We start from the raw sequence: 23,029 nt of genomic DNA on the forward strand, positions 1-23,029 counted from the left end.
GGGTTATTCCTGGATGCCGTGGGCAAGCAGTTGAAAGGCATATTCTTGAGCACGATCTTTTAGCCTGCCATAGCGCCCACTGTTAGCGAAATGACCGGCCCCCATATTCATGCGCATCACCAGCAGGTTGTTGTCGGTTTTGGTATTGCGCATTTTGGCCGTCCATTTCGCGGGCTCCCAATACGTCACTCGCGGGTCGTTCAAACCGCCGGTGACAAGCATTGGCGGATACTCGCGGGCAGTGATATTGTCGTACGGCGAGTAAGACAATAAATATTCAAATACGGTTTTGCTTGCCGCAGGATTCCCCCATTCCTGCCACTCTGGCGGTGTGAGGGGTAACGACTCGTCAAGCATGGTGTTGAGTACATCCACAAAAGGAACCACTAAGGATACGGAGCGCCACAAATCGGGGGCTTGCACCGTCATTGCGCCCATCATTTTGCCACCTGCACTGCGCCCGGATATAGAGATATTACCCGCACTGACATAGTTTTGTGCGATCAGATATTGAGCAACATCAATAAAATCAGTAAAGGCGTTCATGCGTTTATCCAGCTTACCGTCCAAGTACCATTGATAGCCCATTTCATCGCCTCCGCGCACATGGGCAAGCGCAAACGAGAAACCGCGATCCAGCAAACTCAGGCGTTCTGCAGAGAAACTCGGGCTCATACCTGAACCGTAGGCACCATAGGCATACAAAGACATTGGCGCGTTGCCATCGCGCTGAAACGATTTATGATAAACAATCGAAATCGGCACTAGTGCACCATCACGCGCCGGCGCCATCAAGCGCTCAGTAATATAGTTGCTGGCATCGTAACCCGAAGGGATCGCTTTGACTTTGCGGGTGACTAACTGTTGCGAAGCAATATCGTAATCGAACACAGAATCCGGTGTGATCATTGATTCATAATTAATGCGCACATGATCTTGCTGAAACTCGGGATTAGTGCCCAAACTCACTGCCCGGGCAGACTCAGGCAATGCAAGTTGCTGTTGCAATGTGCCATCGAAGTCATGTAGTTGGATGTGTTCTACGCCATCAACCGACAGCTCCAAGGCCAAAAATGTTTGGAAGGCTTTAAGACCGGTTAAATACATCGCGTCATTGCCCGCGATCAAGGTTTGCCAGTTGGACTTATCGCGCATGGCAGCAGGCGCTAAACCACCATCGACCTTGACTAAGCGACCGTTGACATGCAAGTCGTTAATCATCACGAATAATTGTTGCCCCACTGAGTCAACCTCAGCACTGACCGCATCGGTGCGCTTGATTAACTCAACTGGCTCGCCAAATAGGTCATCTGCGGGTAACAACTCAACATCATTGTTGCCACCACTATAGGAAGACTTCACCAACCAGCGATGATCTGAGGTAAACGACGCCCCCAGGAAGAATTTGGGATCACTCTCAGTAAACAACACGTGATCAGGCGCTACTGCTTCACTGGGGTCTAACAGACGTAAATTGATGGATTCAACATACCAGCGGTCGAGGCTGAGTTTTTCATACACAATGCCATTGCCGTCAGGAGTAAACTCCACGCTACCACCAATATTATTTAAATCGATGGGTAATACTTCGTCGCTGCGTAAATCCTTGACTACCGCTACATAACGTTCGTCACCGCTGGTATCGACGGTGTATATCAAAAGTTGGTTATTGGGTGAAATCTCCCAGTCGCCGACGACGAAATAGTCATACTCTTTAGCCAATGCGGGCACATCCAGAAATACCTGTTCATGATCACTATCTAGGGCTCGCCGCAGATAGGTGGGATAATTGTCACCCTGCCGATACTCGTAGCGATACTCATAGCCATTTAAGGTAAAAGGTACTGACGACTCAGTTTCATCGACGCGCCCCTTAAACTCTTCAAACAAAGTGTTAACCAATCCTTCATGAGGCTTAAGGAAAGCGTCAAAGTAGGCATTTTCGGCCTTTAAATACCCTAGCACCTCAGGATCTTGAGTGTCGGGGTAATTAGGATCTTTTAACCATTGATAGGGGTCATCAACGGTGATCCCATGATGCGTATAGGAAAATGCCTTGGCTTGGGCTTGTGGCGCTGGGATCGCTAACGCTTGCAGGCGCGGATAAGTGTCTGTCACGGTAGTATCCAAATCAGGGTTATTAGGAGTACAACTAAACAACATGCCAGACGCGATGGCTAAGCACGCTATAGAAAAAAGAGAGTGTTGCATTGAGGTGGAGACATTTTTGTTATTGTTTACCCCAATATACAAAAAAACGCCGCAATTGCGACGTTTTTATTTTGTTACAGCTGTTAAGTAGCTTGGCCAGAGAGGCGCTTGGGTCGAATTTAATCTGCCGAACCACTCAACTCAGCTTGATTGCGTTCGAAGGACACTTTCTCGCCCTCAACGTACTTACTCCATTGCTGTGCCATACCGCGGCTAGCCGCGAACTTTTCAGCTTCTGCCAGTTGATTTAGCGCATCAACGAAACGACGTTGATTGTAATAGGCCATACCTAACACTAAGTGAGCGGTACCTTGATTGGACAATCCACCTTTTTCCATGGCCTTTTGTGTGGCAGCAACAGCCTTATCCCATTCTTCCATATTCAGATAAAGCTGACCTAACTGGGCGTCAAGATCACCATCTTCAGAAAGTTCTGCTGCAGCCTGCATCACCGGCACGGCTTTTTCATTTTCTTTTGCTTGAGTCCAGCATTGCGACAAAAACTTAAGATTACGTAAATTACGTTCAAGGGTGCCTGATGCCAGTGCTTGCTCCATCAAGCGTGCACATTTATACGGCGCTTGGTGAAAATAATACAGCTGTGCCAAGTTAAAGGTATCTGAAGCTGAGGTCACATAGCCTTGTTGGTACGCAGCTTCCATCAATGCGTATTGTTCTTGCTCACGCTCCAGTTCGCCGTACATCGCCGCTAACTGAACCCAATACTTGGGTTCATCAAACAAACGCACCATCTTTACCAACACGTCTTTGACTTTTTCTGGCTGCTTCAGTTCGTAGAACACCGCGCGTTGCAGAATTAACCAGCCTTCGTCTGGCAGCATGCCTTCTGCTTCGTGGTCTTCAACGGCTTTGGTTATGTAGCGTTCAGCTTCCGCATATTGCTTATTCTGATAATACGCTTGTGCCTTGATAACCAGATTTTTCGGTGGAATTGGACCGGTATTTAACGCTTCCCAACGCTCTAGGGCATCAATACTTTCGGCATAATTCCCACGCATCAACTGCAATTGGGCAAGACTAAACAGGGTCGTTTGTTCGAAGGTCTCAGGAATAGGGTCTTGGGCTACGACTTTCTCAAAGGATTCAATGGCTTTGTCGTAATCTTCGGCGTTGTAGTAGATAAAGCCATAGAAGTTGTAGAGCATTGCCAGCTCATAGCTGTTCATTGAGCTTTCTTTCGATTCAACCACGTCGAGTACCGCAATGGCTTCATCGATATTGCCTTCATCAGCAATCGACTGCGCGCGCGATAGCTGATCATACACGCGAGAGCGCAACGCAGGTACTTTACGCGTTTGCTTTTGACTGGCAGCAGTTTCTTGCGCCAACGTAGGCAGCGCTGTCAGACTTACAACGCTCAACAACATCGAGAGCGCGGCGCTGCGAATAAACCAATTACATTTGTGCGATCGAAGTAACATCAGGATCACCCATCTATCTTAAAGGTTATACGGTTTTGCACACCAGACACTTCGGTCGGCTCGCCATTGACCACGCGCGGCTTGTATTTAAATTTAAGTGCGGCATCTAATGCAGCTTGCTCAAATATGCCTTGTGGATTGGCTTCAACCACAACCGGGTCGCGTACAGAGCCCTGTTTAGTTACCGTAAACTCAACGATAACAAAGCCTTCAATCCCGCGCTGAAGTGCTCTGCGCGGATAGACCGCAGCAACTTTTACAATCGGTAAGTATTCACCGTCACCCGACTCCAGCGCCAGACCTCCATCCAAAGCGACATCACCTGACACATCGGCGGCAAAGTCTAAGCCAGAACCTTCACCATCAGGCGAAGGTGAATCCATTTGCGGCTGCTCCATTGGGGGCGGCGGCTCTTTGGGCGGTGGTGGCTTGCGTGGCTTGCGCTCTTTAGACTCTACCTGTTCGTCCTGTTTCACGCGCACGAAGTCAAGCACGCTACCTTCCGGCGGCTCAGTTAATGCACTGCCACCGGATTGGATCAACGACTGCATCAAAAAGAACAGTCCTAGCGTGATCGCAAGTGAAAGAACAATGGCACTAATAAATCGAAGCATTGTTTACGGCTCTTGTGCAGCAATTGATACGTCATAAACCCCAGCCGCTCGCGCAGCGTCCATCACTTTGATCAGGGTCTCAGTGGTTGATTTACGGTCCGCTTGGATCACTACCGTGCCCTGCGGGTTTTCTGCATGTAAACGCTCGATATTGGCTTGCACTGCGCGAACATCAATGCGCCGCTTATTGATCCAAATCTCACCCGTATCAGAAATTGCAACCAAGATATTTGCTCGGTCTTTCTTAACCGCAGTGGCAGCGTCTGGGCGATTCACATCAATCCCCGCTTCCTTCACAAATGAGGCGGTCACAATAAAGAAGATCAACATGATAAAGACCACGTCTAGCATGGGAGTCATGTCGATTGTTGCTTCTTCTTCATCGACTAAATTTTGAAAGTGCTGCTTCATAACTGAATTCCTCTTCTCGATGCCTCAGTGCATCGAAAAACATTAACGCTGTATTTCCATGGCATCTTCAAGATGCATACGCTCGGATTTAACTGTCCGCGTTAACCAAGTGGCGGCAAACACCCCTGATAACGCACCGACCATGCCTGCCATGGTTGGAATAGTGGCTTTTGATACACCCGATGCCATTGAACGTGCATTGCCCGAACCCGATATCGCCATAACATCGAATACTTCAATCATGCCGGTAACCGTTCCCATCAATCCGAGTAATGGACACAAGGCCACTAACGCTTGAATGATAGGAATGCTGCCATTCAGCTGAATGCTCAAATTTGAAATGGTCTTTTGGCGAATTTGCTCCGCAAACCAGGATGAACGGTCTTCTCGGGCACGCCATGCACTGATGGCGGCTTTCTTGTCCTGCTTATATGTAAAGAACAAGTACAATGCGCGTTCGAGTATCAATAGCCACATCACGAAGATCAGCAGACCAATGACCAAGAGAACTTGGCCACCTGTCTCTGTAAAATCGCGAATTGCTTCGAATATCTCGATCATCGGTTAGCTCCGCTCAGCACGTTCCGCGATAACGCCAGACGCTTGTTCTTGCAGAATGTAAACAATGTTTTTACTGCGCGTATTTAACATGGCGTAAAGTAGTGTCGTTGGGATTGCAACGACCAGACCAAGTACTGTAGTAACCAACGCGGTGGAGATACCACCTGCCATCAATTTAGGATCGCCCGTACCGAACAAGGTAATCGCTTGGAAGGTATTGATCATACCGGTTACCGTACCAAGTAGACCCATCAACGGCGCTACCACTGAAATAATTTTGATGATCGTGAGGTTTCTGCCCAACTTAGGTACTTCGCCTAGGATTGCCTCTGTTAGATGCAGTTCTAACGACTCAGTGTCCGCTTCTGGATACTTGTCTTTCACCTGCATGACGCGCCCTAGCGGGTTATCGTTTTTAAACGTATCTGACTTCAACTGACGATTGACCTTGGCACGGATAATCGACAACGACACTAAACGCTCTAAGGAAAGAAGTAAGCCAATAGCACCCACGATAAGGATGATATAACCGACGAGTCCGCCTTGCTCAACACGCTCGCGCAGATTCGGCGCTTGTACCAATAAACCAAGGATTGAACCACCAGTAGGGTCAACACCAAACTGAACTAAATTACCGTTTGACTCTTGTAACGCGGCCGCACTGTCGTTGTAACGAGCAGCAGGTTGACGAACAAGTTCTGCCACGGTACCCGTCGCACTATTAAAGTCGAGGTACATGCCGTCAGCAACCAAAGCAAATGGGCCAACACGCACAACTTCTTTGTTCACTTTTTTACCGCCGGCTTCAACCACGTCGGTGATGAACTTAGTGACTTTGCCTGATTCTGTCATTTCTCGCTGGATCTCAAACCATACGCGCTCGATCTCTTCAATCGATGCTAGTTTAGAGCTTGAACCCATGGATTGGGCCATTTCGTCAAGGAAGTCAGCACGCCCCGGAATCTGCGCAGAAATCACTGAGTTATAAAATTTGTTTTTAGTATCGCCAGCCACTTGCTGCAAGACACCAAACAATTCTTTTAACGAACCTAAGCGATTGTTCAATGTCTCGTTCAAGTTGGCTAATTGAATTTCATTTTCTTCAAAGGTAGTTTCCAAACGCTCTGAGGTTTGTAACTTTTGATCACGCAACTGTTCAGTGTTGCGCAAAATCTGATCCTGCTCTGCGCGCTTTGCCGTGAACTCTTGTTCACGTTGCGTATTCTGTTGTGATTGAGCAAACTTGCCCTCTTCTAACTGCTTCAATAGCGCGTCTAGGTCAAGCGCGCGGTCTTGCGCAACTGCGGCACCAGCAAAAGCACTGAAGGTTACCGCGGCAAGTGTCATTTTAACTAACTGTTTCATTGCTAACCTCTTAATCCGTCAATGCCACAGGCAACATGAGAAGATCCGGTGCCAATTGCTTCTTAGCCATACGCAAGCCTTTGGTTACCTGGGTACGATAACTAGAATCAAGCTCCTGCCATTGACGCGTTTGCTTATTCCATACACCTTGACGGCTCGCATCACGGGTCTGCCAGATTAAGGCTGTACGGCCTAAGCGTAAGAATTCTACGTCACGTTCTTCGCCATCGATTACATGGATGCCGTTGTATGCTTCCAATGTGCGGCCATAATCCATTTCTACCTGATAAGCTTCCATTACCCGACGGAATTTTTCTGAAGGCGCTACGTCAGCACGATCCATCATGGCTTTTAGATCAGCGATACGCTTGTTGCGCTCTTCAGGCAAAAACGGCATATCTAAGGCAACAAATTGCTCTAAGCCTTCAATCATACGCAGCATCAATGGTGTAATTTGACGCTCAATGACGCTCACTTCGTCGATCGCAGCATTGAGATCAGCCATTTCCTGCTCTTGATTGGCGATTTGACGACGCAATTGCTCGTTGTATACGTCTAAGCCTTCAATTTCCTTATTGAGGGTCTTGAACTGTTGGAGTTTGTCATCAATTTGGTCAGTGATTTGATTGATGCGTTGCTGCGAGGTCGCCGCAGACTCATTGGTTTCCTGTGCGACTTTTACCACAGGCTCCAAATATTGGTCTTCCTGCGCGTGCACTGGCAGCAATACCAAGGCACTGGCAAGCAGTACAAACGGTAGTGAATTCTTAAACGTCATATGCGCATATCCTAGATAATTAAAAAGTCGGCAAAATCCGACTATTCAAACTGGCGGGAAGTATGCAGAATATCTATGACAGTTTTATTACATATTGCACATTTACTATGACAGGAGTGTCATATATCAATTGGCCGTATCGTTATGCTTAACTAGCCACGGAGGCTTTAGTTGAGAGCATTAACTTATAACCTGTATTTCGACGCATAATGCCAGATTCACAAGGCTCCATTGGTGAGCGCTAATGTATCGACTGTTATCTCCAGAGTATCTGCCAGCGAGTCTTCTACAGCGATCGCCAGGCTGACGCCCTCATTCACCCCAAAGTGCTGTACAGCCCAAGATGTGCTGCACAATGATGCTGAAGTGCAAAGCTGCCACGTATTTGCCCCGTCAGTTGGCTTTGCTACCACACTAAATTGATTAAACGGCTGTGACATGCCAACACCGGCTGCTTTTACCAGTGCCTCTTTCAATGTCCATAGTGAATAAAATTGGCGGGGAACGTCGGCGTCATTTAATGTCGCTAGATAATCCCTCTCTTGGGGATGAAAATAATCTTGTGCGATCTGTTTAACTCGGCGCGCCGGTTTTATTACTTCTACATCCACCCCGATATTGCGCATTAAACAAACTGCGACCGCATTCCATTGCCCAGAGTGCGACAGGTTAAAACGCAATGCCGTGCTCGGACTATTGATAAAGGGCTTGCCATGTTGATTGTGGGAGAAGCTAAGTGCGGTTGGTGCACAACCGGAATGATACTGCGCCAATATATGGCGCAAAAACGCCTGCTTTACCACGCAATTCTGCTGTGCTTGGCCGGCTTTCTGATCCGCGTATGCTTGCTCAGCGGGCGTTAGTAAAGAACGACAGCCAAGTAAACACGCAGGGTCGATTGTTACTGGCGATTCAAAAAGCCAAACCTTGATTTCATTGGCTTGCAATTTTGCATTAATGTTTGGCCAGATTAATTCAGGTTGCATCCACGCTATCGCTCTGTTTTCAAGCGTTTATGATAACACCATTCCCGGTGCCATTACTTCAATTGAATAGGGCTAGGTTGTTGATTTGTTGCCACAGTGTGCACAACATCAGTTTTGCTTAATCCAAACTGGCTGAATTACTCGCTTTTTTCGTACTCCATTATCGCCTGCAAACATTGATTCTAATGGGCGTTTCACTTACTCTTCGCAATAATTTTTTGGGAATGTTGTTAGCAATAATGGAAATTGAAATTATTGATTACGACTCGTGCTCAGCTGCGGGAAATAATATGTCCGCGCTACGCGATGCGTTACGCTCTTATCAGAGCGGATTGGTCAAGAATTGTATCCCCGGATCAGATATTGATACCTGGATCGGAAAAGTCGCAGACGTTGACCACGTGAATGGTTTAGGCGCATGGCAGAGTCGCAATAATGCGTTAGCTGCACTAGGGCTTGAACAGGGCTCGCTCAAAACAACTCTTGCTAGTCTAACTCAGCGCTATGGTCCAGCACGTATTGGTATTGTCATGGGATCAAGCACATCCAGTATTGATCGCACCGAAACGGCCTACACCCAACTGGACGACAATGGTGAGTTAAGTTCAGATTTTCGCCAACCCTTGGTGCATAATCCACATGCGCCAAGTCTGTTTGTTGCGCATTACACCGGAATCAAAGGGCCTGCGCTAACCATCAATACCGCATGCTCCTCCTCTGCCAAGGTATTTGTTACCGCAGCGCGTTGGCTTGAACACAATATTGTTGACGCAGTTCTGGTTGGCGGTGTAGACACCTTGTGTTTGAGCGTATTGCATGGCTTTAATTCGTTGCAATTATTATCTGCAAATCCCTGTAAACCTTTCGATCAGCATCGAGATGGGATTAATCTTGGTGAGGCATCGGGTTATGCAATTTTGCAGCGTAAAGGTGAAAATGATAACGCCCTAGGGATCAAGCTAGCTGGCTATGGTGAAAGCTCGGATGCTCATCACATGTCGCATCCTCACCCAGAAGGACTCGGTGCGCGCATATCAATGACGCAAGCGCTAAAGCGTGCCGACTTGGATCCCAGCGTGATTGACTACATCAATCTCCATGGCACTTCGAGTCGCGCAAACGACACCATTGAAGGTGGTTTAGTCGCCGACTTGTTCCCACGGTCAACCCAATGCTCTTCAACCAAAGCATGGATGGGGCACACCCTTGGCGCCGCAGGGATCACAGAAGCGATTATCACTATGGATACGTTGCTTACTGATTTACTGCCCGGTTCAATGAACCTGGAGACACTTGACGAGGCTCTGGATTTTTCGATTCAGCCTACTAACCAAACACGTAAGTGTAATCACGTGATGACCAATTCGTTTGGCTTCGGTGGTAACAACTGTACGTTGCTTTTTAGTCGGGTGGTATAACATGCAGGCAAATCAACTTACATGCAAAGTCGCGAGCATTGGCACATGGAATGGCTTTTTTGAAGATTGGACAGCACTACAAGCGCTGTTAAACGGCAGCCCCATGCCTGAAGACAAGCAAAAAAGTCCAAAGCCAGGGATAATTCCTGCCAACGAGAGACGTCGCGCTCCACTGCCGGTAAAATTGGCGATAGAAAGTTCCATGCAAGCGACCTTAAACCAACAGATTGACCCTAAGACCTTAACCTGTGTGTTTGTTTCTGGCTTGGGCGATACCGACCTTACCGACTACATGTGTAAAGTCTTGGCGTCTGACAACAAGGAATTATCACCCACCAAGTTTCATAACTCAGTGCATAATGCTGCCGCCGGCTACTGGACAATTAGCACGGAAACCATGAGTGCAGCGAACTCTATTGCGGGCTATCAGGAATCAGTTTCACTGGCCTTGTTTGAGGCCATGGTGCAGTGTCAGTCGGAGAATGTGCCTATCCTTGTGACGTTCTACGATGCACCGGTTTCTCAAGTGTTACAACCGTTATTGCACAATCAAGAAGCCTTTGCATTTTCCTTAGTGCTATACCCAACGAGCAGCCCAACTCCTGGTCAGATTGTGACAGCACGAGTCGAAACAACACAGCGCGCTGATTGGCCCTCGTTAAAAGTGGATAATGAATATTTGCATTCACTTTATCAGTCTAACCCGACGGCTCGGGTGTTATGTTTGGCTGAATTACTCAATAATCCATCTTTATTCGATGGTTGCTTAACTATGCCGTTGAGTGACTCGACCACATTGTCGATCCAGATTAAGTAGGTGCCTTATGCAAAGTATTAAGACTGATATCATTATCGCGGGTGGTGGACTTGCGGGCATGACGCTAGCCTTACAAGTATTGCAGGCACAGCCAAAGGCTAAGATCGTCATTATCGAAAAGAATACATTCCCGGTACACGACACCATTGCCAAAGTTGGGGAGTCGACCGTAGAAATTGGCTCACACTATCTAACTGACGTGCTGGGTCTGAAAGACCATTTTGATCAACATCACTTACGCAAGCATGGTTTACGCTGCTTTTTCGGCAATGTCGAGGGTGACTACAGTCAATATGATGAACTCGGTGTGAGTGAGCTGTTTGGTATTCCCACCTATCAAATCGAACGTGGTGTACTGGAGAATCATCTTTATCAGTTATTGACCGAAAAAGGCATTACCTTTCTCGATGGCGCTACTCCACGTAATATCTCACTGGGTCAAAATGATCATCAGGTAACCTGTGAGCGTGGTGACCAAACCTATACTATTCAAGGCCGCTGGGTCATTGATGCTGCAGGCCGACAGGGACTCCTAAAAAGCCAGCTCAATCTAGCGCAAGATAATGGCCATGAAGGTAATGCGGTTTTCTTTCGAGTCGATAAGAAAATTGTCATCGATGAATGGTCAGAGGCCAGCGATTGGCAAGATCGTTTGAATGACAAGGGAACCCGCTGGCTAAGCACAAACCATCTAATGGGCAAGGGTTACTGGATTTGGATTATTCCATTAGGTTCAGGTGCGACGAGCTTCGGTGTCGTAATGGATGACCAAGCATTAGCCGACAGTAATATTCAAACGTACGCGGATACATTGGCATGGTTGCAGCAAGAGCATCCCAAATGCGCAGCGGCGTTGGCTGATGCAGAGCTACTCGATTTTAAAGTTATTAATAATTACTCCTACGGCTGCAAGCAAGTGTTTTCCCATGAAGGCTGGGCTCTAACGGGCGAGGCCGGCGCATTTGCTGATCCGTTTTATTCACCTGGCAGTGATTTTATTGCTCTGAGTAATACCTTCATTAGTAAACTCATAGACTGTGACTTAAAGGGTGAAGACATCACCCTAACCAGCATTCTCTATCAAAAATTTTATCGCTCATTTTACGACAACACCTTGTCACTCTATAAAGGTCAGTACGGTGGGTTTGGCGATCGTCGTATGATGTCGATTAAGTTAGTCTGGGATTACACCTACTATTGGGGCGTATTGACGCTTCTGTTCTTTACTAACGCCATCACAGACATCGAACTTATGCGTAAGCTAAACCCCAATCTAATGCGTGCGCAGAAGTTAAATGCCAAAATGCAGATGTTGATGAATGAACGGGCACAAAAGCGTTTAGTCATGCCAGCAAAAGGGGTTTTCATGGACCAATATTTGGTTCCTTGCCTCAAGCAATTGAACGAAACCCTTAAGCAACCGAATATTGATGTTGAAGCGGCGTTGACAGAAAACCTGGTAATGATGGAAGAAATCGTACCCTATTTTGCTGAAATGCTGGCTGATGAGCCGGATAGAGAAATTAAAGCCAAAGAACGTATGTGGTTGGGTAATTATCGCACTAGCGTACTAGCTTGATGCAGTATCAACGTCCTGGCATACGCAGCCTTGTAGTTGGATTTTTGCTTGCAACGGTAGTCATCAGTTACCCGTTTTTGATCTATTCCTACATTGACATTCTGAGTCCCGCGGCCTTTGCGGGGCTGCTATTGTTGCTAATAGTTATCCGTTTTGTAGTGCTGAATAAAAAGCCGCAGAAAAGTGATATCGCAATGCTAACGGTAATGAGTGTTTTTTGTGCTTGCGCTATTTGGCTTAACAGTGAATCCCTCCTGCGCTTCTACCCGGTTTTAATGAATGTGGGCATTGGCTTATTATTCCTTACCTCACTGTACGGCGACGAGTGTTTAATCGCGCGTTTTGCCAAGCTCAGCGGCAAAACACCACCTCCTGCTGCTACCGGTTACTTGCGAACACTAACTTTGCTGTGGAGTTTATTATTGTTTTTAAACGGGGCGATTTCTGCCTATACAGCATGGTATACTGACTTGTCGACCTGGGCGCTATACAACGGTTTTATTGCCTACGCCGTGATGGCTATTTTTGCGCTTAGCGAACTGCTATACCGACGACACTATAAAAAGAAGCACAACATAATTGATGATTAATACACAGCACACAGCATTGACGGAGCTATTCGAGCAGGATCATGGACCTGACATTCTCGCGGTCGAGGGTGACGACTCAGCGGTACAGATTAACCTCTATGTTCCCAACACGACGAAATGGTTTGCAGGTCACTTCCCCGAGCAACCCGTACTGCCCGGCGTGGTACAAATAGATTGGGCGATTAAATTGGCAAAAGCCGTGTTCCCTTATTCGGGGAAATTTTCACAGGTCACCAATTTGAAGTTTAAATCCGTGGTTATGCCTGATACCGCATTAACCCTGGAGTTAGCCTTCGCTCCAGCGAAAGGTAGTGTGAGCTTTCATTACTTCAACACGACCGAATCCTTTTCTACTGGGAGTGTAAAATTTCACAACTCATGAACTGCTGTATCATTATACCCCACTACAAACATGACCAGTTGTTTGCGCGCTTTTTGCCCAAACTGCTAACGCTTGATCTTCCCTGTATCGTTGTTGATGACGGCAGTGATCCAGACACACAAGCACGTTTAAGCGACCTATTGGCGGCATATCCACAGGTGCATCTGTTCCAGCACCACACTAATCGTGGCAAAGGTGCGGCCGTTATAACGGCGTGTTACCACGCTCGGGCCATGGGGTTTAGTCACGTGTTACAGCTCGACGCCGATGGCCAGCACAACATAGATGATGCAACGCAACTGTTAGATTATGCAAAAGTACATCCACACACGATTGTATGTGGTCGTCCTTTCTTTGATGAGTCAGCGCCTAAAGTGCGAGTTTATGGCCGTAAAGTGACGGATTTTTGGGTGGCATTCGAATCCCTGTCGTTCCAGATCAAAGACGGCTTGTGCGGCTTTCGCATTTATCCGCTGCAAGCCATGGAAACGGTTATTGACAATTACTACATTGGTCCGCGTATGGACTTTGATCCGGAAATATTGGTTAAGGCAGCGTGGGCTAACATTGATATGCATTTTATCCCGACTAAAGTCATCTATCATGCAGACCCTGTCTCGCATTTTAATTATTTGCGCGATAATCTGCAGATGATCCGCTTACACGTGCGGCTTATCGCGGGCATGTTGATCCGGTTGCCTAAGTTACTCTATCAGCGTTTTAAAGCGGTCACCTCATAGTCATGCAGCAGGGTCATACCAAAGCGCTCGATAACGAGCAGGATCAGACTGAGCATTGGTCAGATATTCATGAAGCCGGCACTTTATTTGGCATGCGCATAGTGTACTGGATGTATCGCTTATTTGGGCGGCGCGTGTTTTCGCTTATTATGTATCCAGTAGCATTGTATTTTGTGTTGTTTCGACGTGAGCAACGCCACGCTTCCTTACAGTTTTTACGGAGCCATTACCGCGTCAACCCAAGCGTTTGGCGGCGCCAGCCAAACTACTTCCATGTGTTACTGCATTTTAAAAGTTTCGCCGAAGTAATTTTAGACAAACTGTTAGGTTGGTTAGTCGACATCGACGAAAACGATTTTATCCTCACTGATCCTGACTTGATTGAGTCCTTACTGGCTGATCCCCGCGGACAACTCATTGTAGGCTCGCATTTTGGTAATTTGGAATTTTGCCGCGGCTTTATGCAGCGCTATAAGAGCAAAGTCATTAACGTCCTTTTGTACGACAAGCATGCCGGCAACTTTGTCAAAATGATGCAGAAAGAAAGTGCAGATTCACGCTTGAATGTGTATCAAGTGGATGAGTTTGATGTCACAACTATCATGACATTTAAAGAAAAAGTCGAGCGTGGTGAATGGGTATTTATCGCGGGTGACCGTATTCCGCTGACCGGTCTTGAACGCACCGTTTCAGTCAATTTTTTGGGTCAGCCGGCGCCTCTGCCTATCGGCCCTTATATGCTAGCCAAAGCCCTTGCGTGCCCAGTGAAATTTATGTTCGCCTATCGCGAACCAAACAATGAGCAAAAAATACGCTTTGATGTTACCGCCGTTTGTGACCGTCTAACCTTATCACGCAAACATAAGGTGCAGGACATTACGCAGTATGCACAATTGTTTGCCGATAAATTGCAGCAGCATTCTAGCGTTGCCCCGTATCAATGGTTTAATTTTTATGATTTCTGGCACTCTGAAGCAATGGCGGTTGAGTCTCAGAGCGATCCCCAGAAGACCCCATAATGAGAGAAAACGCCCCAATGGATGAAAGGTTTGATCCAGAAATTTTAACCCTTATCCCCCACCGTCAGCCCATGTTGTTGATCAATCACATGACTCACCTCGATAAGAGTCATTCGGAAGCGTTAGTGGTGATTGACGAGGAGACCCCTTTCTTCGAACCTGGCAAGGGCGTTCCGACGTGGATCGGGATTGAATATATGGGGCAAACTGCAGCCCTTATAGCAGGCTATCGCTTAAAACATGGGTTGTTACCTCCTCACCTAGGTTTTCTGCTCGGTACACGGAGCTTTTCTGCGACGTGTGAATACTTTGCCCCGGGTACCGTGTTAAAGGTTATTGCCAAAGAAAATGCCGTCGTAGCAGACGGCTTTGCAAAGTTTGATTGTGTGATTGAGAATAATGCAGCGCAGCAGGAAGCTGCTGAACCACTGGCCAAAGCCAGCTTATCGGTGTTTCGAAAAACCATCCCAGAAGGAGCGGATAATGAAAAATAATAATTATAAACGAGTGGTTATCACAGGCGTAGGGGTTGTATCTTCGCTTGGCAACGATTGGGATTCGGTTAAACGAGCAGTTCAGAGTGGCAAATCTGGCGTTTGCTTTATGGAGGATTGGCAAAAGTATAACGGCCTTGGGACTTATCTTGCCGCCCCTATTCATGATTTTGAATTGCCTGAGCATTACACCAAAAAGAAAAAACGCAGCATGGGCCGAGTCGCTCAGTTTGGAGTGCTTGCCACCGAGCGGGCATTAGCTGATGCTAATCTTCTTGACGACCCGAAAATCAAATCGGCGGCTACAGGTATTGCGTACGGTTCAGCAACAGGCAGCAGTGCCGCGGCACTCGAATTCGTCCCCATGCTCGAGAGCTTATCTACCTCACGGATCAACAGTAGCACTTATTTACGCATGATGGCGCACACTGCTGCGGTCAACATCAGTGTGTATTTTGGTACTCAAGGCCGAATGTACACTACCTCAACCGCCTGTACCGCGGGTAGTCAGGGTATCGGTTATTCCTATGAAGCCATTCGATATGGCATGCAAGATATCATGATTGCAGGCGGTGCCGAAGAGTTGTGTCCATCGCAAGCGGCAGTGTTTGACACCCTATTTGCGGCGAGTAAGAAAAACGATACACCAGAAGCTACGCCGCGCCCCTTTGACCGTGATCGCGATGGTTTGGTACTCGGTGAAGGCGCCTGTACACTGATTTTAGAATCTCTGGAGCACGCTCAAGCACGCGGTGCGACAATCCTTGCTGAAGTGGTCGGTTACGGCACTAATACCGACGGTGCGCATCTGGTTAAGCCTAATTTAGATACCGTTAAACAAGTCATGTCTGACGCACTCAACGATGCTGATCTGAGTGCCGACGATATCGGTTATGTGTCAGCCCATGGTACGGCGACCGCACATGGGGATATCTCTGAGAGTCAGGCGACCTTTGAAGTGCTCGGTACTAAGCCGGTGAGTTCGATGAAAAGTTATACTGGGCACACGCTGGGGGCCTGCGGCGCCTTCGAGGCTTGGGTCGGCATTAAAATGATGAATGAAGGATGGTTCGCCCCTACCCTCAATTTGGATAATGTCGATCCGCGTTGTGCACCGTTGGATTATATCCAACATGAGTGCCGCGAGATCCAGACAGACTACTTTATGAGCAACAATCTAGCCTTCGGTGGCGTTAACACCTCACTGATCTTTAAACGCTTTACTGCATAACTAAAAGAAGGGCACCGTTGCCCTTCTTTTCTGTTCGCTCAAAATATCACGCAGTAACTCAGTGAAATATATGGCAGCAACGTCTAGTTAACACATACCACCGTTGACACTGATCACTTGACGGGTAATGTATTTCGCGCCATCAGACATGAGAAAGGCAATCGTATTGGCGACATCTTCCACATGACCAAATTCGCCGAGTGGGATCATTTTCTTTGCTTCATCCGCAACCACACCCTCTATCATGCCGGTTTCGATGACACCAGGAGCGACGCAATTGACGGTAATTTTGCGTTTGCCCAACTCTATCGCCAGTGCTTTAGTCGCACCGATAATCCCAGCCTTAGAAGCACTGTAATTGGTTTGACCGCGATTCCCCACCAAACCAGAAACTGACGATAAGGTAACGATGCGACCGCCTTTACGTAATCGGATCATAGGCATAATGGTAGGGTGCAATACATTGTAGAAACCATCTAGGTTGGTGTGCACCACCTGCTTCCATTCGCCTTCACTCATCGCAGGAAATGCGTTGTCTTTGGTGATCCCTGCGTTACAGACCACGCCATAGTACGCACCATGCTCAGCAATATCCTGCTCAATAGCGGCCTTCGTTGCTGCGCAATCACTCACGTCAAATTGAATGCTGTGAGCACTTCCACCTGCGGCTTGAATCCCAGCCACTAACGCATTCGCTGCATCTGCACCATTGCGATAGTGCACAGCAATAGCAAACCCTTCTGCGGCCAACTTTGCCGCTGTTGCTTTACCAATTCCACCACTAGCACCAGTGACTAAAACGCGCTTGAGCTCAGACATCAGAAGCTTCTCCTTGAATAGCAGGTTGATTAAATAAACAAATAGCAGCAATAAAATTAATACTGTTAGCAATCAGAATGGTACTGCCAAACGCCTGCACTATCGGCATTGAGCTAAAGGCTAACAAACCAAAAGAAAGCAAACTGGTGAGTGCTGATAGTAAAATCGCTTGCTGGGTAATGGCTCGTTTATGCTGCATTTCTTTGGCAAAGATGATGTAGTCCATCCCCAAACCAAGCACCAAAAACAGTGCCATTACATGAAATACCGTGATCGCTTGCCCAAGGATTATCAAAATCGCAAGCGTAATAATACTCGCGGTACTCGGGATCAACAGTAATAGGATTACAGATAACTGGCGATAATACAGCACCAACATAACAGCGATCAGGCCATAAGCGACAACCAACAAGCTAGCCCCATGCAGACGCTGTGCCTGTAAAGCCGTAACCGCACTATCGAGGCCACTGACATAGCGAATGTTAGCAAACTGCGCGCTGGTATTTTCCAACACGGTTAAATCCGCATGCTTTTTAATCAGTACAAAACTATAAACAGACGACTCATGTTCTATCCATAATGGGGGAATAGCGGGGATCGCTTGGTTGAGCTCAGGAAAAGCCAAGTAAGCCTCAGCGCCGTGCTCTCGATAAGCCGCTTGCATTGATTGCGCTTGTTGCGGGGGCATACCAAGCAGACCAAAGAATGTCTCCAAAACGCCACCGTCTTGATACAAGACCTCTTGCAACCGGTAATTGTTTTGCTGCTCGCTTGGGCTGGGTAACCAGTCCAACACACTCGTTATTTGCTCAGAAGGGTTATCAAGAACCTGATAAAACCCATTCAACGTTTGATAAATATCATCAGCAGAGCGCCCCTCAACAATAAAATAACGCCCGGGTTCATACACTTGAGTTAATTCTGCCACTGCTTGCTCTTGCGCAATCAATTCTGCTGAAACATGGAAGAACCGACGCGGGTCGTCGTTGGTCGCAATGTTCGCGGTTGCAAGGTAGACAGCGCCAAAAAAAGCGCTTAATAACCCGATTATAGCTAGCCGCTGGGGTTTACGGGCTAACAACCGCTGAATGGCCGTTATGACTTGAACGAGCACAGTTTGACGCGCCACTATTGAGCGGCGAGTAACAAGCGGACCTAATACCATGACTGACAACCAAGCGAGTACCAATCCTGAACAGGAAAATAGGGCGACTTTTTGCAACAGTAACAAATCCGATAACGTTAAGGCGCCATAACCGACCAGTGAAGTAATTACACTTAGCGCCATTGCGCGACCTAGGCTGTTAGTTTTAGTGGCTTCTGCACTAACCGCTGCTGCGTCACTGTCTGGCGCCAAAAAGTGATAAAAGTAATGTAACGAGTAGTCAACGACGATACCAATTAGGCTAGCACCAAAGACAATAGTTAATACATGAATGGAGCCGAAGACCCAGATACTGGTTAGAATGCCAAAGCCAATCCCGATGGCGATAGACGTAAGCGCCAGTGTTAATGGTAACAGAGAACGAAAAACCACCAGCATTAAAACGATTACGCCAACGATTGAGCCAATGGCGATCAGCTGAATATCCCCTTGCGCAGATTGCGCTGAATCGACGGCGAAGAAAAACAATCCCGAGCGTAATACTTGCACGTCATATTGCTGTGCCACGCCATCGATGGCTTGAACAATTGTCTGGTAGAGCACCTGCTGCTCAGCCATTGACTCTGGATAAGGTCGGATCAATACAGTAAAGGTAGAAGCACTATACTTCGCTTCGCTGTCATCGATGGCTCCCTGTGCTGCATTGTCAAATTGCTGAATACTGCTTAACAAATAATCAGAAAACCAGCCGAGCGGATCATCGGCAAAAGGTACCAAGCGTATCCCATCACCAAATTGGTACAACTTGCGTTGGGCTTCAATGGCCATCGCCTGAGCATTTGCATTAAGCAAGCGTTGTTGTTGCTCAGTGGTTAATAAATTGAATTGAAACGGGATCAGTTCCGCGAGATAGGCAGAAGCGATTTCACTACTATCAATAACCTGTAATGCAGGTTGCGCAGCAAATTTTTCGGCGAGAGCCGCTTTAGCTTGAGTCAGTGTGTTTGCATTAGTGCCCTTAAGCACAAGGGTAAAGCGCTGACTAATGTCTTGAGTTAGAGTATCAACGGCAAACTGGGCACCAGGTTCAAACACATGGACCGGATTGAAATCTTGCAGATTAGTATCGATTCGGATACGTTCGTTGCCGACTGTAAACAACAAAATACAAGCGCTAACGGCAACAACAAAAATGGCTCTCCCTATCCAATTAAGCATACACTTACATCCTTTCGTAGTAATCGCGGGAGCGTAACACCCGACACCATTCTAGAGGGCTTGGATAAAGTTGCTGGCATTGCTCGTATGCGGCTTTTTTGCTGTCAAAGCTATAATTGACCGTATCGCCAATTTTGATCACCGTATCCTGTCCGGTAACATCAGTAATAACCACATGCAGAGTTTCAGCTTGCTCATTATCTGCTAACGGGTTGACCACAATTTGTTGTAAGCCCTTACGCATAAACTCCCCTATTGGCGTTAACCGGGTCGCCTGCGTCGTTGTATCCCTGGTCACATCAAATTCTTCGGCGAAATATGCCGTATCACCTTTTAACAGACGGATAAATACATTCGACATAATGTAGCGAGCAGTCCCTGCCAGAGGCTCTATTTCGCCTTGAGCATCAACGCGATAACTGGCACTAGAATTGGCATACAACAAGGCATCTTGAAAGGGCGCTTGGGTATTCCACACTAACCCAAAGTCACAGGAGTAATAGAAGTCGCCAGTCGACACCAGAGGAAAATCGAGACCTTGAATGCGCTTTTGCTGTTGGAATTGGCCTGAAAAATGACAGCTCGGCGGGAATATCGCGGCTAATAACTGTTGTTCCGAAAGTGTGGACTTGTCGGTTTCTGCGCTCGTCGCATTGATGCTTTGCCCCAGGAATATAAAAAGCGCACCCGATATCGTTAGTCGCTTTACAATCTTTGCGAACAAACTAAGCATCATTAGCAAGTTCCAGCCAGGCCTCTACTTTCTCAACCAAAAAAGCAGGCGATTCAAATTGAGTAATATTATCAGGCATGGCGATAGCGAATTGTGTAGACACCGCTTTAGTAAACACTTCACGGGTGTCAGCATCGCGGATTTCGTAGCGAATTCGTAAGCGGTTTTGCCACTCCACAAACCACGCCTCAAAGGTAACTTTCTGTTTGAACAGCAGTGGCCTTACATACTTGATTTGGAGATCAACGATGGGGAAAAAGAATCCTTTCTCCTCCATCAAACTGTATGGGCACCCTGCCTCTTCCAATAGAGCACACCGCGCAATTTCAATGTATTTGGGATAATTCCCATGCCAAACCACACGATAGGAGTCAACATCGAAAAAGGGAATTTCATACTGGGTAGCGACGCGCTTCATAAAGCCTTAAGGGTTATTGGATAATTCAACAAAAGCGTCGATAACGTCTTGGATCGTTCGAACTTCGTTGAATTTTTCCGACGAAATATCAACCTCAACCGATTGCTTAAGATCAATTAACAAATCCACCGCGTCGATACTGTCAATATCCAGGTCTTCGTACAATTTTGCTTCTGGAACAATATCAGCTTCATCTAATTCGAATAAATCCACTAAGATACGTCTGATTTCAGCTAATATTTTTTGTTCTTGCTCTGTCATCTTTGTCTTTCACTGTGTTGGGGATAAGCTCCCGTTTTCTCTCTAGCCTGACTGTGCACTAAACCAATTATCGTAATAAGACTCTAGAAAACTGGTCAGTTGTCTATACTGTAGTGTTCTTGGAGTGGTGCTATCAACACATTGGGTGAGCTGGATTAAATCGCCTGAAATCAACGTGAAGGTCGGACCACCGTCGGGAATATTATACCACTTGTCATCTTTTTTTAAGGCACTCGGGTAACATTTAATTAATATCGGTAAAATGTCCACCTTAGCATTGACTGCAATGTTTGCAGCGCCCCGTTTAAAACATACCGGATCCGCGTTATCACGGCGTGTCCCTTCTGGAAAAATCAACACGTGTTCACCACGCTCTAGCTTTTCTACTGCCAACGTTAACGCGTGCTCAGTATTATTGGGTATAAAGCCTGCGAGTCGAACCACCGCTCCGGTAAAAAAATTATCCCACAACGAACCTTTCACAATACAAGTAATATCCTTGTAAGCAGCAAATAACAACACCACATCAATCAATGATGGATGATTGGCAATTATTACCCGGCCCGGCATCACTGGCTGGATAGGGTCCAAATTAAAGGTATAACGAATTAAGCGTAAAAGCTTAAGCCAACGAATAAAGGTTAAACAGCCCCAATGGATAACACGCCGGATCCACCGCTGTTTATGCTGACTGGCGATGCCCGGCGCCCAATCTAAAACACGGAACACTAAACCGACAACAATAATTCCCAGCCCAAACAATGAATAACTGATTGCTGCGCAGAAAAGTTGCCACGCTTTTTTAAAAAATCTCTTCATGACAGTCAGCCGTTAGACTCGCGAGCTAGCGGCAGAAACACTCAATTTCAACTAACAAATCATGGCGACAAATATCGGCTAACGTGAATACCATATCGACATTCGGATAGCGCGCTTGCAACCACTGCTCGGTTTGCTCTTTATGCTCCGGATAGCGCAAGTAAACCTTCAATGTGCGCAGCTGGCGTTCATAGGGGTTAGCGGTTTGCAGCAGATGCTCTATATTACTGGCAGTTACTTCAAGTTGTCGCTCAAGATCACCCTCTGCAACTGTCTTGTGACCAATGATGCTGGCGGTTCCAGAAATAAACAAAAAGGGTGTTTCACGCAGTTTTAAGGCGGTTGCACGGGTAAATGATGGACTACTTATCCCGTACTGACGTGGGTAGTCATACGCATTTACCTGCTTGTCGTTTTTTAGGTGGATTGGTTCCGCTTTACTGGCGAATACATAAATAACCGCGCCGTCGGTATGATGCCCAAGGGCTGAAGCTGATGGAAAGCTATTCGGAGCAATCGCTAGGGATTCGAAGGCGCGCAAACGCCCGGTACAAAAACGCTTGTAAATCTCCGCATCCCCATCGCCCTTGTTGATGTTGGGTAAGTAGTTCCAAAATCGAAAAGGTAACGGGAACCCATGCGCATACATAACCTCAAAGATGGCTAAATACGCCGCACAAACGTTGGCCTCAATATCCTCACAGTCCGCTTTACTCAACCACCGCGAAACGCAAATAATGTCAGATGTCTTAGACCAAAAAGTGCCATCTGTATGGCCTCTTTCTACAGTATCCTCAGTCGTCCAGACCTCATTCAATTGCTGTCCGGTCAAATCGGCGATGCCGGAGTGGATAACACCTGTTTCGGAGGGTATGCATTGATCCGACAACGGCATTACGGCAAGAACATCTTCCCTCGCCAACAATTCAGTTGTGGGGGTATTTGAAAAAATTTGGGTTAACATGTTTTACTGTAGGAGTTTACTTCTAATCCGTTAAGAGCTGTTGTGCTTGAGAAC

The 23,029-nt window shown here is 47.0% G+C and carries 24 protein-coding genes; 9 read left to right on the forward strand and 15 right to left on the reverse strand.

Features of this window, described 5'->3' with window-relative positions; all coding sequences use genetic code 11:
* Positions 1–3: 3 nt before the first annotated feature.
* From CSH92_RS03135 to CSH92_RS03170, 8 genes are all read right to left on the reverse strand, one after another.
* Positions 4–2,211 (reverse strand): S9 family peptidase, encoded by a 2,208-nt coding sequence (locus CSH92_RS03135; protein ID WP_100656131.1) that lies wholly within the window; start codon positions 2,209–2,211, stop codon positions 4–6.
* Positions 2,212–2,330: 119 nt separating this feature from the next.
* Positions 2,331–3,599 (reverse strand): tetratricopeptide repeat protein, encoded by a 1,269-nt coding sequence (locus CSH92_RS03140; protein WP_240612727.1) that lies wholly within the window; start codon positions 3,597–3,599, stop codon positions 2,331–2,333.
* A 59-nt stretch (positions 3,600–3,658) separates the two neighbouring features.
* The gene (locus tag CSH92_RS03145) at positions 3,659–4,267 is read right to left on the reverse strand and encodes an energy transducer TonB (RefSeq protein WP_100656133.1); all 609 of its coding nucleotides are present in this window, start codon (positions 4,265–4,267) and stop codon (positions 3,659–3,661) included.
* 3 nt (positions 4,268–4,270) lie between these two features.
* Positions 4,271–4,678, reverse strand: a complete 408-nt coding sequence (locus CSH92_RS03150; protein ID WP_100656134.1) for an ExbD/TolR family protein — start codon at positions 4,676–4,678, stop codon at positions 4,271–4,273.
* 42 nt (positions 4,679–4,720) lie between these two features.
* On the reverse strand, positions 4,721–5,239 hold the full coding sequence (locus CSH92_RS03155; RefSeq protein WP_100656135.1) for a MotA/TolQ/ExbB proton channel family protein: 519 nt from the start codon (positions 5,237–5,239) through the stop codon (positions 4,721–4,723).
* 3 nt (positions 5,240–5,242) lie between these two features.
* A complete protein-coding gene (locus CSH92_RS03160) occupies positions 5,243–6,586 on the reverse strand; it encodes a MotA/TolQ/ExbB proton channel family protein (protein WP_240612728.1) in 1,344 nt (447 codons plus the stop codon).
* 28 nt (positions 6,587–6,614) lie between these two features.
* A complete protein-coding gene (locus CSH92_RS03165; protein ID WP_100656137.1) occupies positions 6,615–7,382 on the reverse strand; it encodes a DUF3450 domain-containing protein in 768 nt (255 codons plus the stop codon).
* A 218-nt stretch (positions 7,383–7,600) separates the two neighbouring features.
* A complete protein-coding gene (locus tag CSH92_RS03170) occupies positions 7,601–8,368 on the reverse strand; it encodes a 4'-phosphopantetheinyl transferase family protein (protein ID WP_100656138.1) in 768 nt (255 codons plus the stop codon).
* Between the two features lie 239 nt (positions 8,369–8,607).
* Here CSH92_RS03170 and CSH92_RS03175 point away from each other — a divergent pair, with 239 nt between their 5' ends.
* The 9 genes from CSH92_RS03175 to CSH92_RS03215 are packed head-to-tail and all read left to right on the forward strand — an operon-like array spanning position 8,608 to position 16,638.
* Complete coding sequence (locus CSH92_RS03175) at positions 8,608–9,786, forward strand: beta-ketoacyl-ACP synthase (protein WP_205662117.1); 1,179 nt, start codon at positions 8,608–8,610, stop codon at positions 9,784–9,786.
* 1 nt (position 9,787) lies between these two features.
* The gene (locus CSH92_RS03180) at positions 9,788–10,603 is read left to right on the forward strand and encodes a beta-ketoacyl synthase chain length factor (RefSeq protein WP_100656139.1); all 816 of its coding nucleotides are present in this window, start codon (positions 9,788–9,790) and stop codon (positions 10,601–10,603) included.
* A 7-nt stretch (positions 10,604–10,610) separates the two neighbouring features.
* Entirely contained in the window at positions 10,611–12,182 is a 1,572-nt protein-coding gene (locus tag CSH92_RS03185) for an NAD(P)/FAD-dependent oxidoreductase (protein ID WP_100656140.1), read from the forward strand.
* Positions 12,182–12,772, forward strand: coding sequence for a septation protein IspZ (locus CSH92_RS03190; protein ID WP_100656141.1), 591 nt, complete (start codon positions 12,182–12,184; stop codon positions 12,770–12,772). The genes CSH92_RS03185 and CSH92_RS03190 overlap by 1 nt, the downstream gene beginning before the upstream one ends.
* Positions 12,765–13,154 carry an ApeI family dehydratase gene (locus CSH92_RS03195; RefSeq protein ID WP_100656142.1) on the forward strand — a complete coding sequence of 130 codons (390 nt, stop codon included), beginning with the start codon at positions 12,765–12,767 and terminating at the stop codon, positions 13,152–13,154. The genes CSH92_RS03190 and CSH92_RS03195 overlap by 8 nt, the downstream gene beginning before the upstream one ends.
* On the forward strand, positions 13,151–13,894 hold the full coding sequence (locus CSH92_RS03200; RefSeq protein WP_100656143.1) for a glycosyltransferase family 2 protein: 744 nt from the start codon (positions 13,151–13,153) through the stop codon (positions 13,892–13,894). Before CSH92_RS03195 ends, CSH92_RS03200 begins: the two co-directional genes overlap by 4 nt.
* Before the next feature lie 2 nt (positions 13,895–13,896).
* Positions 13,897–14,913, forward strand: a complete 1,017-nt coding sequence (locus CSH92_RS03205) for an LpxL/LpxP family acyltransferase (RefSeq protein WP_100656144.1) — start codon at positions 13,897–13,899, stop codon at positions 14,911–14,913.
* Positions 14,913–15,407 (forward strand): hotdog family protein, encoded by a 495-nt coding sequence (locus CSH92_RS03210; RefSeq protein WP_100656145.1) that lies wholly within the window; start codon positions 14,913–14,915, stop codon positions 15,405–15,407. The genes CSH92_RS03205 and CSH92_RS03210 overlap by 1 nt, the downstream gene beginning before the upstream one ends.
* Positions 15,397–16,638: a beta-ketoacyl-ACP synthase gene (locus CSH92_RS03215; RefSeq protein WP_100656146.1), complete on the forward strand. Its 1,242-nt coding sequence runs from the start codon at positions 15,397–15,399 to the stop codon at positions 16,636–16,638. Before CSH92_RS03210 ends, CSH92_RS03215 begins: the two co-directional genes overlap by 11 nt.
* 87 nt (positions 16,639–16,725) lie before the next feature.
* Here the strand turns inward: CSH92_RS03215 and fabG are convergent, their stop codons facing one another.
* From fabG to CSH92_RS03250, 7 genes are read right to left on the reverse strand one after another with little or no spacing between them, the layout of a single operon-like run.
* Complete coding sequence (gene fabG / locus CSH92_RS03220) at positions 16,726–17,457, reverse strand: 3-oxoacyl-ACP reductase FabG (RefSeq protein ID WP_100656147.1); 732 nt, start codon at positions 17,455–17,457, stop codon at positions 16,726–16,728.
* Entirely contained in the window at positions 17,450–19,780 is a 2,331-nt protein-coding gene (locus tag CSH92_RS03225) for an MMPL family transporter (protein WP_100656148.1), read from the reverse strand. The genes fabG and CSH92_RS03225 overlap by 8 nt, the downstream gene beginning before the upstream one ends.
* A 4-nt stretch (positions 19,781–19,784) precedes the next feature.
* Positions 19,785–20,516, reverse strand: a complete 732-nt coding sequence (locus CSH92_RS03230) for an outer membrane lipoprotein carrier protein LolA (RefSeq protein WP_100656149.1) — start codon at positions 20,514–20,516, stop codon at positions 19,785–19,787.
* On the reverse strand, positions 20,506–20,931 hold the full coding sequence (locus CSH92_RS03235; RefSeq protein WP_100656150.1) for an acyl-CoA thioesterase: 426 nt from the start codon (positions 20,929–20,931) through the stop codon (positions 20,506–20,508). The genes CSH92_RS03230 and CSH92_RS03235 overlap by 11 nt, the downstream gene beginning before the upstream one ends.
* 6 nt (positions 20,932–20,937) lie before the next feature.
* On the reverse strand, positions 20,938–21,192 hold the full coding sequence (locus tag CSH92_RS03240) for an acyl carrier protein (protein ID WP_100656151.1): 255 nt from the start codon (positions 21,190–21,192) through the stop codon (positions 20,938–20,940).
* 42 nt (positions 21,193–21,234) lie between these two features.
* Positions 21,235–22,011, reverse strand: a complete 777-nt coding sequence (locus tag CSH92_RS03245; protein WP_100656152.1) for a lysophospholipid acyltransferase family protein — start codon at positions 22,009–22,011, stop codon at positions 21,235–21,237.
* 25 nt (positions 22,012–22,036) lie between these two features.
* Positions 22,037–22,975: a chorismate transformation FkbO/Hyg5 family protein gene (locus CSH92_RS03250; RefSeq protein ID WP_100656153.1), complete on the reverse strand. Its 939-nt coding sequence runs from the start codon at positions 22,973–22,975 to the stop codon at positions 22,037–22,039.
* Between the last annotated feature and the right edge of the window lie 54 nt (positions 22,976–23,029).

Origin of the sequence: Neoalteromonas flava (genome assembly GCF_002807685.1) — a bacterium.
GTDB lineage: Bacteria > Pseudomonadota > Gammaproteobacteria > Enterobacterales > Alteromonadaceae > Alteromonas_E > Alteromonas_E flava.

Excerpts from the sequence above, each read along its gene's own strand:
- CSH92_RS03135 (WP_100656131.1), bottom strand. The coding sequence starts at position 2,211 with ATGCAACACTCTCTTTTTTCTATAGCGTGCTTAGCCATCGCGTCTGGC.
- CSH92_RS03140 (WP_240612727.1), bottom strand. The coding sequence starts at position 3,599 with ATGTTGTTGAGCGTTGTAAGTCTGACAGCGCTGCCTACGTTGGCGCAA.
- CSH92_RS03145 (WP_100656133.1), bottom strand. The coding sequence starts at position 4,267 with ATGCTTCGATTTATTAGTGCCATTGTTCTTTCACTTGCGATCACGCTA.
- CSH92_RS03150 (WP_100656134.1), bottom strand. The coding sequence starts at position 4,678 with ATGAAGCAGCACTTTCAAAATTTAGTCGATGAAGAAGAAGCAACAATC.
- CSH92_RS03155 (WP_100656135.1), bottom strand. The coding sequence starts at position 5,239 with ATGATCGAGATATTCGAAGCAATTCGCGATTTTACAGAGACAGGTGGC.
- CSH92_RS03160 (WP_240612728.1), bottom strand. The coding sequence starts at position 6,586 with ATGACACTTGCCGCGGTAACCTTCAGTGCTTTTGCTGGTGCCGCAGTT.
- CSH92_RS03165 (WP_100656137.1), bottom strand. The coding sequence starts at position 7,382 with ATGACGTTTAAGAATTCACTACCGTTTGTACTGCTTGCCAGTGCCTTG.
- CSH92_RS03170 (WP_100656138.1), bottom strand. The coding sequence starts at position 8,368 with ATGCAACCTGAATTAATCTGGCCAAACATTAATGCAAAATTGCAAGCC.
- CSH92_RS03175 (WP_205662117.1), top strand. The coding sequence starts at position 8,608 with ATGGAAATTGAAATTATTGATTACGACTCGTGCTCAGCTGCGGGAAAT.
- CSH92_RS03180 (WP_100656139.1), top strand. The coding sequence starts at position 9,788 with ATGCAGGCAAATCAACTTACATGCAAAGTCGCGAGCATTGGCACATGG.
- CSH92_RS03185 (WP_100656140.1), top strand. The coding sequence starts at position 10,611 with ATGCAAAGTATTAAGACTGATATCATTATCGCGGGTGGTGGACTTGCG.
- CSH92_RS03190 (WP_100656141.1), top strand. The coding sequence starts at position 12,182 with ATGCAGTATCAACGTCCTGGCATACGCAGCCTTGTAGTTGGATTTTTG.
- CSH92_RS03195 (WP_100656142.1), top strand. The coding sequence starts at position 12,765 with ATGATTAATACACAGCACACAGCATTGACGGAGCTATTCGAGCAGGAT.
- CSH92_RS03200 (WP_100656143.1), top strand. The coding sequence starts at position 13,151 with ATGAACTGCTGTATCATTATACCCCACTACAAACATGACCAGTTGTTT.
- CSH92_RS03205 (WP_100656144.1), top strand. The coding sequence starts at position 13,897 with ATGCAGCAGGGTCATACCAAAGCGCTCGATAACGAGCAGGATCAGACT.
- CSH92_RS03210 (WP_100656145.1), top strand. The coding sequence starts at position 14,913 with ATGAGAGAAAACGCCCCAATGGATGAAAGGTTTGATCCAGAAATTTTA.
- CSH92_RS03215 (WP_100656146.1), top strand. The coding sequence starts at position 15,397 with ATGAAAAATAATAATTATAAACGAGTGGTTATCACAGGCGTAGGGGTT.
- fabG (WP_100656147.1), bottom strand. The coding sequence starts at position 17,457 with ATGTCTGAGCTCAAGCGCGTTTTAGTCACTGGTGCTAGTGGTGGAATT.
- CSH92_RS03225 (WP_100656148.1), bottom strand. The coding sequence starts at position 19,780 with ATGCTTAATTGGATAGGGAGAGCCATTTTTGTTGTTGCCGTTAGCGCT.
- CSH92_RS03230 (WP_100656149.1), bottom strand. The coding sequence starts at position 20,516 with ATGATGCTTAGTTTGTTCGCAAAGATTGTAAAGCGACTAACGATATCG.
- CSH92_RS03235 (WP_100656150.1), bottom strand. The coding sequence starts at position 20,931 with ATGAAGCGCGTCGCTACCCAGTATGAAATTCCCTTTTTCGATGTTGAC.
- CSH92_RS03240 (WP_100656151.1), bottom strand. The coding sequence starts at position 21,192 with ATGACAGAGCAAGAACAAAAAATATTAGCTGAAATCAGACGTATCTTA.
- CSH92_RS03245 (WP_100656152.1), bottom strand. The coding sequence starts at position 22,011 with ATGAAGAGATTTTTTAAAAAAGCGTGGCAACTTTTCTGCGCAGCAATC.
- CSH92_RS03250 (WP_100656153.1), bottom strand. The coding sequence starts at position 22,975 with ATGTTAACCCAAATTTTTTCAAATACCCCCACAACTGAATTGTTGGCG.